We start from the raw sequence: 12,388 nt of genomic DNA on the forward strand, positions 1-12,388 counted from the left end.
TGCTAGATATGGCGAACCTCGACGATTTCATACTCGATCAAACCGCCTGGGGTTTGCACCACAACAACAGCGCCCTCTTCCTTACCCACTAAAGCACGGGCAATGGGCGAGGTAACCGATATCTTGCCGAGTTTAAAGTCAGCCTCATCCTCACCAACGATCTGATAAGTTAATTCCTCATCAGTTTCGACATTAAGAATGGTCACTGTGGTACCAAAAAACACTTTTCCAGAATATGGAATAGTGGTCACATCAATGATTTGTGCAGCAGATAAGCGCCCTTCGATATCACGAATACGTGCTTCACTCATACCCTGCTGCTCACGGGCGGCATGGTACTCAGCGTTTTCTGATAAATCGCCCAACTCACGCGCAGTCGCAATGGCTGCGGTGATTTGTGGACGCATCACTGTTTTAAGATGCTTAAGCTCATCCTCCAAGGCGCGAGCGCCCTGGATGGTCATTGGAAATTTAGTCACGCATTAATTCCTGAATGCAAGTCCTGCAATCGACGCACGGTCTTTTCTGGACCGAATTTAAGCGCCTCACAAACAGCCTGGCCACCCGCTAAAGTAGTGGAGAAATAGACTTTTCGTTGCAGAGCGTTTCGACGAATCGAGAAGGAATCAGCAATAGACTGACGCCCCTCGGTAGTATTGATGACTAAGGTCACTTCATCATTCTTGATCATATCAACAATGTGCGGACGACCTTCAGTCACTTTATTTACACGGCGCACATTATGGCCTGCCGCCTCAATGAGTTTAGCAGTTCCTAGCGTGGCGACTATAGTAAAGCCCAAAGCAATTAAATCACCGGCCAATGCTGCAGCAAAAGGTTTGTCATCTTCGCGCACACTGATAAAAGCACAGCCGCTGGTTGGCAGCACTTCGCCGGCACCCATTTGCGACTTGGCAAAGGCTTCCGCGAAGCTGTCACCAACTCCCATCACCTCACCGGTGGATTTCATCTCTGGCCCAAGAATCGTATCAACACCTGGGAATTTAGCAAAGGGGAAGACGGCTTCTTTAACACTAAAGAACGGCGGAATGATTTCTTTGGTGAAGTTAAGCTGCGTCAAAGTCTTACCAGCCATCACCCGTGCAGCGACTTTAGCCAGCGACTCGCCAATGCACTTCGACACAAAAGGCACGGTACGTGAAGCTCGAGGGTTGACTTCAATCACATAGATATCTTCGCCCTGCACCGCCATTTGCACGTTCATCAAGCCTAACACACCCAGCTCTAACGCCATGCGGCGGACCTGATCACGAATCTCATCTTGAATGTGCGCTGGCAATGAATAAGGCGGCAATGAGCACGCAGAGTCACCGGAGTGTACCCCTGCCTGCTCAATGTGCTGCATAATCGCGCCAATCACCACGATCTCACCATCACACACCGCATCCACGTCCACTTCAATGGCGCGGTTCAGGAAGTGATCCAGCAGCACTGGGCTGTCATTGGAGACTTGCACCGCTTCACGCATGTAGCGCTTGAGCTCTTCTTCGTCATAGACGATCTCCATCGCCCGCCCGCCCAGCACGTATGAAGGACGCACCACCAACGGATAACCAATTTCTTTGGAGGCGCTAATGGCTTCTTCTTCGCTACGCGCGGTAGCGTTTTGTGGCTGACGCAAACCTAAGCGCTCAACCATTTGCTGGAAGCGCTCACGGTCTTCGGCACGGTCAATGGCATCTGGGCTGGTACCAATAATGGGGACACCGGCGGCTTCCAGTTCACGGCAAATTTTCAATGGGGTTTGCCCACCGTACTGCACAATCACGCCCACGGGTTTTTCGACACGGACGATTTCCAACACATCTTCCAAAGTCACCGGCTCAAAATACAGGCGATCTGAGGTGTCATAGTCAGTGGAAACGGTCTCTGGGTTGCAGTTGACCATAATGGTCTCATACCCGTCTTCGCGCATGGCCAATGCGGCGTGCACACAGCAATAGTCAAACTCAATCCCCTGACCAATGCGGTTCGGGCCGCCACCAAGAATCATGATCTTATCGCGCGAACTGGGCTGGGCTTCACACTCTTCCTCATAAGTGGAATACATGTAAGCGGTGTCAGTGGCAAACTCACCCGCACAGGTATCCACCCGCTTATAGACTGGAAAAATATTGAGCTGATGACGGCGACTGCGCAGGTTTTTCTCAGACACACCGAGTAACTCTGCTAAACGGGCATCACTGAAACCTTTGCGCTTGAGCTTAAACATCTGCGCGGCATCAATTTGCGCAAGGCCCACGGTTTTTAAGCGCTCAGCCTCGTGCACTAGATCTTCCATCTGCACTAAGAACCAATGATCGATTTTGGTGAGTTCGTAAATTTCATTGCGGGTCATGCCAAAACGCATGGCATCGGCCACATACCAAATACGATCAGCCCCAGGCACAGTTAGCTCACGGCGTAATATCGCCGCAGCTTCTGGATCATTCAGATCCAAAATTGGATCTAGACCGTTAACGCCCACTTCCAAACCGCGCAAAGCTTTCTGCAACGACTCTTGGAAAGTGCGACCAATGGCCATAACCTCACCCACGGACTTCATTTGCGTGGTTAAGCGCGCATCAGCTTTGGGGAACTTTTCAAAGGTAAAGCGGGGGATTTTAGTAACAACATAGTCAATTGACGGCTCGAAAGATGCCGGGGTGCGACCGCCAGTGATGTCGTTCTGCAGCTCATCTAAGGTGTAACCAACCGCCAGTTTCGCCGCGATTTTGGCAATGGGGAAGCCGGTGGCTTTCGAGGCCAAAGCCGATGAGCGCGAGACCCGCGGATTCATTTCAATCACCACCATACGCCCGTCTTTTGGATCGATACCAAACTGCACGTTGGAGCCACCGCTCTCTACGCCAATTTCACGCATCACCGCCAACGAGGCATCACGCATGATTTGGTATTCTTTATCGGTCAAGGTTTGTGCCGGCGCTACGGTGATAGAGTCACCGGTATGCACACCCATCGGATCAAAGTTTTCAATGGAGCAGACAATAATGCAGTTATCATTTTTGTCGCGCACCACTTCCATTTCGTACTCTTTCCAACCAATCAGCGATTCATCGATCAACAATTCTTTGGTTGGGGATAAGTCTAAACCGCGGGTGCAGATCTCTTCAAACTCTTCTCGGTTGTAAGCAATGCCGCCGCCCGTGCCGCCCATGGTGAAACTTGGACGAATAATGCAAGGAAAGCCGACTTCACTTTGCACTTTGTACGCTTCTTCCATGCTATGGGCGATGCCGGAACGCGGACAAGCGAGGCCAATGGCGGTCATGGCTTGGTCAAAACGCGAGCGATCTTCAGCCTTATCAATGGTGTCAGCATTGGCACCGATCATCTCCACGCCAAACTTTTCCAGAACACCTTCGCGCTCTAAATCTAAGGCACAGTTCAATGCTGTCTGCCCACCCATAGTGGGCAATAAAGCGTCGGGGCGCTCTTTCTCAATGATTTTCGCCACTGTCTGCCACTTAATCGGTTCGATATAGGTGGCATCAGCCATGGCCGGGTCAGTCATGATGGTGGCTGGATTGGAGTTGACTAAAATAACTCGGTAGCCTTCTTCACGTAAGGCTTTACAGGCTTGCGCACCGGAATAGTCAAATTCACAGGCCTGCCCAATAACAATTGGACCTGCGCCGATGATGAGGATGCTTTTAATATCTGTGCGTTTTGGCATGGGATTCTCGTAATGTTAGGACAGGGTTGCAGTGGCCAGCTTCACGCCAAAGCCGACAAACATGGCGCCCACTCCACTTAATGCGCCGCTTGCCAAGCGTTGCCGCTGGCGAAACCATTGCGCTAAGCGAGCACCGGTAAAAATTAACAGGCTGAGATACATGCAGCTTACCAGCTGCACAATCAGTCCCAGCACTAAAAACGATACACCAGGGTGGGCGTAACCTGGGTCAACGAATTGAATAAAAAAGGAGACAAAGAACAAAATCGCTTTCGGGTTAGACATGCTCAGCAAAAAAGCTTTACGCATGGGCCGCGAGGCTGGTTTTTGCTGCTGTATCTCAGCCACCACCTGGGGTGAGCGACGCATTGAGCGTAATGCTGCGATCAGCATATTGATACCCAGCCAGCATAAGTAAGCAGCGCCCAAGTACTTTAACAGCAGAAAAAACATAGGCTCAGTGCGCAGTAACGAGGCGATACCCAGCGCTGATAAGGTCATCAGAATGGTATCACCAAGAAACACCCCACAGGCTGCTTTATAACCCGAGGCAATACCTGCTTGGGCTGCGGTTGCCAAGACAAACAAAGAGTTGGGTCCCGGCAACAACACCACAAACACTGTACCGAGAACATAAGTCCACAGATCAGTGATTCCCAAGCTAGGTAACATCACGACTATCCCCTAGCGCTGCGCGGCCATGGCGGCAACAAAGCGATCGAACAAAGAGCTGACATCGTTAGGGCCGGGGCTGGCTTCTGGGTGACCTTGAAAACCAAAAGCGGCTTTATCAGTGCGCTCAATACCTTGTAAGGTTTGATCAAACAATGACGTGTGCGTCGCTTTTAAATTCGCGGGCAGGCTGTCTTTATCCACCGCAAAGCCATGGTTTTGACTGGTGATCATCACCATGCCCGTTTTCAGGTCTTGTACTGGGTGATTAGCACCATGATGGCCGTTAACCATTTTCATGGTGCGTGCGCCAGAGGCCAATGCCAAAAGCTGATGCCCTAGGCAGATGCCAAAAACAGGAATATCTGTCTGCAGAATTTCCTTAATGGCACTGACAGCATAATCACAAGGCTCAGGATCGCCTGGGCCATTGGAGAGAAAAACACCGTGCGGATTCAGCGCCAAAACTTCGCTGGCTGGGGTGTGTGCTGGCACCACTGTTAAGCGGCAGCCGCGCGCAACCAACACCCGTAAAATATTACGCTTGACCCCGTAATCATAGACCACAACATGGTAAGGCAGCTGCTCAGCAGGTACTGTGGGGTGACTGTCTGTCTGCAGCTGCCAAGGCGCTGAGCGCCACTCATAGGTTGTCTCGGTACTGACTTCTTGCACCAAATCCAAGCCTTGCAAGCCAGCAAAGCCTCGGGCTATTTCTAGCGCGCGCTCGGCGCTGGCATCTGCACCAGCCAGAATACAACCACTTTGCGCACCCGTCTCACGCAAAATGCGCGTTAAGCGGCGTGTATCAATGCCGGCAATGGCAACAATTTTATTGTCTTTTAAATACTCACCCAATGGCTGTTTATCGCGCCAGCTGCTTGCGAGCAATGGTAAGTCGCGAATAATCAATCCCGCCGCCCACACCTGCGATGACTCTGCATCTTCTGGAGTGGTACCGGTATTACCGATATGCGGGTAGGTTAACGCCACTAATTGGCGAGCATAGGATGGATCAGTTAGGATTTCCTGATAGCCGGTCATGGCAGTATTAAACACCACCTCACCAACAGTTTGCCCGTCAATTCCAATGGCGTCGCCGCGAAAAATGCTGCCGTCAGCAAGGGCGAGTATGGCTGGCTTAGTCAAGCAGACCTCCGGTAATTTAGCTTGGTGTGCACACATTTTGCGTACAAAAAAGCGGAATGACGTGAGTTGACATCATTCCGCTTTCAAGTATTTTCATTTGGGCGCACTTCTTTAGTGGATTCACTAAAACGTAATTGTACGGGTTTTTTAAATTAACCGGAAGCACTCAAATTAATTATTTTAACTGCAATACATCCTGCATATCGTACAACCCAGCAGGCTTATCTTTGAGCCACTGCACTGAGCGTACCGCACCTTTGGCGAAGGTCATGCGGCTCGAAGCTTTGTGGGTAATTTCCACGCGCTCACCGTCTGCGGCAAACAGCACAGTATGATCACCGACCACATCACCAGCACGCACCGTAGCAAAACCAATGGTTTCACGCTCACGGGCGCCGGTTTGTCCCTCGCGGCCATAGACGGCCACTTCGGCTAGATCACGCCCCAAGGCTGCAGCAACCACCTCCCCCATGCGCAAAGCTGTGCCCGATGGCGCATCAACTTTATGGCGGTGGTGCGCCTCAATAATTTCAATATCAGCATCATCACCCAACACCCGTGCGGCAGTATCCAGCAACTTCAAGCACAGGTTGACACCGACACTAAAGTTAGCAGCAAACACAATCGCAATATCTTCGGCAGCGCTAGCCAACTGCTCGCGCTCGGCCTCAGTAAAACCTGTGGTGCCAATCACCATAGCTTTGCCAGCGGCGCGGCAAATTGCTAGATTCTCTAAGGTCACAGTTGGGTGCGTAAAGTCGATCAACACATCAAACTCGTTGAGCACCTGCGATAAATCGCCAACCAGATTCACCCCAATTTGGCCCAAGCCAGCTAACTCACCAACATCGGCGCCAATTAAGGTGCTTTCTGGGCGATCAATGGCAGCGGTTAATTGCAAGGCAGGCACCATGCGCACCGCTTCGATTAAAGTTTTACCCATGCGCCCTGCGGCACCTACCACGGCAATACGAAGCATTGATTTTCTTCCCAGCTTGTTTAACGTTAATCGCTAGGCGCTGCAACAACAGCGCAATAGCCTATGCAACTGGCTTACAAGTCGCCAAAAAAGCGCTTGGCTTTAGTAAACCAGTTATCCGTGCTTGTTACTTTTTTTTTGCAGGCGCAGCATCTTCATCCTGCAGCGTTTCACGCAACTCTTCTAACAGTTCACGTTGACGCTTACTTAACTTGGTTGGTGTCTGCACCGCAACGCGGCACATTAAATCACCTACGCCACCGCCACGTACAGGGGTGACACCCTTGCCACGCAAACGGAACATCTTACTGGTTTGCGTACCCTCAGGGATTTTCAGCTTAACCCGACCATCCAAGGTTGGCACTTCTAACTCACCGCCCAAGGCTGCATCAGCAAAGCTGATCGGCACTTCACAGTGCAAGTCACGGCCATCACGCTGGAATACTGGGTGCGGACGGACATTCACCACCACATACAAGTCGCCAGATGGACCGCCTAAAGCACCGGCCTCACCTTCACCACTTAAGCGAATGCGGTCACCCGTATCCACTCCTGCAGGCACTTTAACTGACAGGGTTTTCTCTTCTTCAACACGGCCCTGACCATGGCAATCCCCACAGGGGTCAGTGACCATTTTTCCAGCACCATGACAGCGCGGACAGGTTTGTTGAACAGCAAAGAAACCTTGTTGCATGCGCACCTGCCCCATACCGTTACAGGTGGTACAGGTGACTGGACTGGTGCCTTTTTTCGCGCCACTGCCTTTACAGGTTTTACAGTCGGCTAAAGTGGGGACACGAATACTGACTGTAGTGCCGCGCACCGCTTCTTCTAAGTCCAACTCCATGGTGTAGCGTAAATCGCTGCCACGCTGTGGACCACCACGGCCACCACCGCCGCCGCCAAAGAAGTCGCTAAACACATCGCCGAAGACATCCGAGAAGTTGCCGCCGCCGCCAAAACCACCGCCGCCCATTTGCGGATCAACACCGGCATGACCATGGCGATCATAGGCCGCACGCTTATCGGCGTCAGATAACACCTCGTACGCTTCGTTGGCTTCTTTAAACTTATCTTCTGCGTCTTTATCATCCGGATTACGGTCCGGGTGAAATTTCATGGCTAGGCGGCGATAGGCTTTTTTCAGCTCTGCCTCACTGGCTCCGCGCTCAACGCCAAGCACTTCATAATAATCCCGCTTTGACATAACTCTTTTAACTCCGAATTTTCACCTGCCAGACACACCAACGCGGGAGCAAGTCCCGCGTGGTGAATCATTCACTGCTTCAGTTCAACACCTCTGCAGGGCGTAGATTTATAGGATTACTTGTTATCAGTATCCTTAACCTCTTCAAACTCAGCATCAACTACGTCATCAGCATTGTCCGCTTGCTCGGCACCCGCAGATGCATCTGCTTGTTGTGCCTGCTCTGCGTACATTTTCTCAGCGAGCGGAGCGCTGGCTTGTGACAGAGCTTCAACTTTAGCGTCGATCGCATCTTTATCGTCACCCTTAACCGCTTCTTCAAGCTCTGTCAAAGCTGCTTCAATGGCAGTTTTGTCTTCTTCAGTGGCTTTGTCGCCTGCTTCAGTGATCATTTTGCGTGTTGCGTGAACCAGCTGATCACCTTGGTTGCGGGCCGTTGCCAGCTCTTCAAACTTGCGGTCCTCATCAGCGTTAGCTTCTGCGTCGCGCACCATTTGCTCAACTTCTTCATCGCTTAAACCCGAGTTGGCTTTAATTACGATGGACTGCTCTTTACCAGTGGCTTTGTCTTTGGCCGAAACGTTCAGAATACCGTTGGCATCAATATCAAAAGTCACTTCAATTTGTGGCACACCACGTGGCGCTGGTGGGATGTCAGACAAGTCAAAACGGCCCAGCGATTTGTTCGCTGTGGCTTGCTTACGCTCACCCTGCAACACATGAATAGTTACCGCATTTTGGTTGTCATCTGCAGTTGAGAACACCTGTGATTTCTTGGTTGGAATCGTGGTGTTTTTCTCAATTAGCGCAGTCATAATGCCGCCCATGGTTTCAATACCAAGGGTTAGCGGGCTGACGTCAAGCAACAGCACGTCTTTTACATCACCGGACAATACCGCACCCTGAATCGCTGCACCCATGGCTACTGCTTCATCTGGGTTTACATCACGACGCGCTTCTTTCTTAAAGAACTCGGCAACGGTTTTTTGTACCAGTGGCATACGGGTTTGACCACCAACCAAGATCACATCGTTGATTGCGCCAACATCGATACCAGCATCCTTTAAGGCCACACGGCATGGCTCAAGGGTACGCTGCACTAAATCACTGACCAGTCCTTCCAACTTGGCACGGGTAATCACAATGTTCAGGTGTTTTGGACCTGAAGCATCCGCGGTAATGTACGGCAAGTTGACGTCAGTTTGTTGTGCTGAAGACAGCTCAATTTTCGCTTTTTCTGCAGCTTCTTTTAGACGCTGCATCGCCAACGGATCGCCTTTCAGGTCAAAACCGCTGTCTTTCTTAAACTGATCAACTAAATCATTGATCAGCAGGTTATCGAAGTCTTCACCACCTAAGAAAGTATCACCGTTAGTGGCCAGTACTTCAAACTGGTGCTCGCCATCAACTTCAGCAATTTCAATCACTGACACGTCAAAAGTACCACCACCTAAGTCATAAACAATAACTGTGTGGTCGCCTTTGGCTTTGTCCATACCGTAAGCCAGTGCGGCTGCCGTTGGCTCGTTAATAATGCGCTTAACATCAAGACCAGCAATACGGCCGGCATCTTTAGTGGCCTGACGCTGACTGTCATTAAAGTACGCAGGAACAGTAACAACTGCTTCAGTAACTGGCTCACCGAGGTAATCCTCAGCGGTCTTTTTCATTTTCTTCAAAACTTCCGCAGAGATTTGCGGCGGCGCCATTTTTTCGCCTTTTACTTCAACCCAAGCGTCACCATTGTCTGCTTTAACAATGGAGTACGGCACCATTTGGATATCTTTTTGTACAACGTCTTCGTCAAAACGACGACCAATCAAACGCTTCACCGCATACAGCGTGTTGTGCGGGTTAGTCACTGACTGACGCTTAGCTGCTTGACCGACAAGGATTTCACCATCATTGGTATACGCAATAATGGATGGTGTAGTACGGCCACCTTCTGCGTTCTCAATGATTTTGGCAACGCCATTTTCCATTACAGATACACATGAGTTGGTAGTACCCAAGTCAATACCGATAATTCTACCCATTTTGAATCTCCTAAATTTGCTTCACCCAAGCCTAAGGCCGGACTGATAACTTAAATTGCTAACCTTGTTTAACTAGATGGGGCTATTTATGAATATTTCAAGCCTGCTCATCAATTTTTACTGGCGGTTCGCTCGGCGCTTTACTCACCACAACCATTGCTGGACGCAACAAACGGCCATTCATGCTGTAACCACACTGGAATACTTTAAGAACACTATTGGGCTCAACATGGGTGCTTTCTTCCATCGCCATAGCTTGGTGCTCTTCTGGGTTAAACGGCTCACCTTGCGGATCCAGACGTTCAACTTTAAAACGCTTCATGGTGTCTAAAAAGAGCTTATAGGTCAGTTCCATACCTTCACGCATCGGACGAATTGCTTCATCTGTTGCATCCGAAACCTCAATTCCACGCTCAAGACTATCCAGCACCGCCAACAAATCTGTGGCAAATTTTTCCAAGGCAAACTTATGTGCCTTTTCAACATCTTGATCGGCACGACGACGAATGTTCTGCACTTCAGCAGCAGCACGCAACACATTTTCTTGCGCACTGGCCAACTGATCTTCCAACTCAGCAATGCGCTCTTGCGCACTTTCTACTGAGCCTGCTGCGGCCTGTTGCTCATCTGCTGGAACGTCAGACGTTTGCTCGTCCAAGGTTTGCTCGTCAGTCATGACACCCTCCTCAATAAAATTATGCAGATGCTTAATCTGCCCTATGCCTGCTATATGGGGCTAACAACTGCAACTTCAAGCTCTGCAGTTCATTTTTTTACAATTATTCACGCTTGAGCCCGCTCTTCCCTCAGTCGTAGACCGATAAGCACGCACCCACACACAATGACCGACTATCGATTTTTCCGAGCAGAACACAAAAAAACTAAAACAACGCTTGAAAACACTGTTTATTTCACTGTATAAATGAACAGCACAATCAGGAGGCGCCGCTATGCTAACTCACATTTCAGTACAAAATTACGCCATCGTTGACCACTTAGACCTTGAGCTGCAAGAAGGTATGAGCGTGATCACCGGAGAAACCGGCGCCGGTAAGTCAATTATGCTGGATGCCTTAAGCCTCACCTTAGGGGCGCGTACCGATAGCAGCGCAGTGCGGCCCGGTGCCGATAAGGCTGATATTCTCAGCAGCTTTGATGTCACCCACATCCCCGAGGCACAAAGCTGGCTCCAAGAACGCGATTTGGGCAACGAGCCACACTGTATTTTGCGCCGCGTAATCACTCGCGAAGGCCGCTCCCGCGCTTATATTAATGGCACCCCATGCCCGCTGGCTGATTTAAAAGCCTTGGGCGAACTACTGATTGATATTCACAGCCAGCATGAGCACCAGTCATTATTAAAAACCGATACACACCGACGCTTACTGGATGAATTTGCTGGGGCAACCGACCTAGCGCGCGCCGTACAAAGCCTAGCGCAGCGTTGGCGCAATACCCAACAACAGCTAGAGCAACTCAGCGCCAATGCAGAAGCGCAGCGCGCCCAGCGTCAACTTTTAACCTATCAGCTTGAAGAACTCGACACCCTCGCACTGCATGCCGACGAGTTGCAACAGTTAGAGCAAGAGCATAAAAGCTTAAGCAACTCTGAAAGCTTGCTGGATAACTGCCGTAAAATCATTGATACCTGCAGTGACAACGACAGCAATAATGTTTTGAGCACTCTGGCTTCTTTACTGCAGCGCGCGCAAACAGCAGTTGGCGCTCCGCAAGCTTTTGTACAAGCCACTGAACTACTGGCCAGTGCCCACATTCAAATCGAAGAAGCCGTCAGTGAATTCAATGATTTTGTGCACCACTTTGACGCTGATCCACAACGCCAGCAATGGCTGGAAGAGCGTCTTGATGCCATCTATACCTTAGCGCGAAAGCACCGCATCCAAGCTGAGCAGCTGCACGAGTTACAACCACAATTACAAGCAGAACTCGCAGCCTTAGATGCCGATGACGCCAGCCTCGAACACCTACAGCAGGCCGCCAAATTACTTACTGAAGAATATGCAGTGAAAGCTCAGGCGCTGAGCAAGCGCCGACACACGGCAGCGAAAAAACTCGCTAACGCAGTCATGCAACAACTGCATGTGTTGGGCATGCCCGACGGCAAATTCAGTGTCAATTTGCAAGCCACTGCTAGCCTGACCCCAGCGCTTTACGGTTTGGAAAACATTGAGTTCTTAGTCAGCGCGAACCCTGGTCAACCACTGCGTAGCTTAGCTAAAGTGGCCTCCGGTGGTGAGCTGTCACGGATCAGCCTAGCCATTCAAGTTATCACTGCGCAAACCTCGCGAGTGCCCACTTTAGTCTTTGACGAAGTGGATGTGGGGATCGGTGGCCCCACTGCGGAAATCGTCGGGCAGCTGCTGCGCCAGCTCGGCGAAACAGGGCAGGTACTCACGGTCACGCACTTAGCTCAAGTGGCGGCGCAAGGTCATCAGCATTTATTTGTGCATAAAGAGCGTAAACAGAAAAGCACCCACACGGCAGTCAAACGTCTCAGCCATGAACAACGGGTGGAAGAAGTTGCCCGCATGCTAGGCGGTATTGATCTCACTGATGAGTCTCTCTTGCATGCGCGCAAGATCCTCGAAGGCGCACAGCCGGTACTTGCAGCACAGCGCGCCTAACGA

General features: G+C 50.7%; 8 protein-coding genes and 1 pseudogene. 1 reads left to right on the forward strand and 8 read right to left on the reverse strand.

Translation table 11 applies throughout. The features are described 5' to 3' along the window. Nucleotides 1-2: 2 nt before the first annotated feature. From greA to grpE, 8 genes and pseudogenes are all read right to left on the reverse strand, one after another. Nucleotides 3-479 (reverse strand): transcription elongation factor GreA, encoded by a 477-nt coding sequence (gene greA, locus O6P33_RS12455; protein WP_269818089.1) that lies wholly within the window; start codon nucleotides 477-479, stop codon nucleotides 3-5. After that, nucleotides 476-3,697: a carbamoyl-phosphate synthase large subunit gene (carB, locus tag O6P33_RS12460; RefSeq protein ID WP_269818090.1), complete on the reverse strand. Its 3,222-nt coding sequence runs from the start codon at nucleotides 3,695-3,697 to the stop codon at nucleotides 476-478. Before carB ends, greA begins: the two co-directional genes overlap by 4 nt. A gap of 15 nt (nucleotides 3,698-3,712) precedes the next feature. Next, a complete protein-coding gene (gene leuE / locus O6P33_RS12465; protein WP_269819535.1) occupies nucleotides 3,713-4,369 on the reverse strand; it encodes a leucine efflux protein LeuE in 657 nt (218 codons plus the stop codon). Nucleotides 4,370-4,381: 12 nt separating this feature from the next. Beyond that, nucleotides 4,382-5,518 (reverse strand): glutamine-hydrolyzing carbamoyl-phosphate synthase small subunit, encoded by a 1,137-nt coding sequence (gene carA / locus O6P33_RS12470; protein ID WP_269818091.1) that lies wholly within the window; start codon nucleotides 5,516-5,518, stop codon nucleotides 4,382-4,384. A gap of 175 nt (nucleotides 5,519-5,693) precedes the next feature. Next, nucleotides 5,694-6,497 (reverse strand): 4-hydroxy-tetrahydrodipicolinate reductase, encoded by an 804-nt coding sequence (gene dapB / locus O6P33_RS12475; RefSeq protein ID WP_269818092.1) that lies wholly within the window; start codon nucleotides 6,495-6,497, stop codon nucleotides 5,694-5,696. Between the two features lie 74 nt (nucleotides 6,498-6,571). Beyond that, nucleotides 6,572-7,704: pseudogene (gene dnaJ, locus O6P33_RS12480) on the reverse strand (molecular chaperone DnaJ). A gap of 116 nt (nucleotides 7,705-7,820) precedes the next feature. Beyond that, nucleotides 7,821-9,740 (reverse strand): molecular chaperone DnaK, encoded by a 1,920-nt coding sequence (gene dnaK, locus O6P33_RS12485; RefSeq protein WP_269818094.1) that lies wholly within the window; start codon nucleotides 9,738-9,740, stop codon nucleotides 7,821-7,823. Nucleotides 9,741-9,837: 97 nt separating this feature from the next. Next, on the reverse strand, nucleotides 9,838-10,416 hold the full coding sequence (gene grpE / locus O6P33_RS12490) for a nucleotide exchange factor GrpE (protein WP_269818095.1): 579 nt from the start codon (nucleotides 10,414-10,416) through the stop codon (nucleotides 9,838-9,840). Between the two features lie 274 nt (nucleotides 10,417-10,690). On the opposite strand from grpE, the gene recN reads away from it, so the two are divergent. Then, nucleotides 10,691-12,385, forward strand: coding sequence for a DNA repair protein RecN (recN, locus tag O6P33_RS12495; RefSeq protein WP_269818096.1), 1,695 nt, complete (start codon nucleotides 10,691-10,693; stop codon nucleotides 12,383-12,385). The last annotated feature ends 3 nt before the right edge of the window (nucleotides 12,386-12,388 follow it).

The sequence above is a fragment of the Denitrificimonas caeni genome (genome assembly GCF_027498055.1).
Taxonomy (GTDB): domain Bacteria; phylum Pseudomonadota; class Gammaproteobacteria; order Pseudomonadales; family Pseudomonadaceae; genus Denitrificimonas.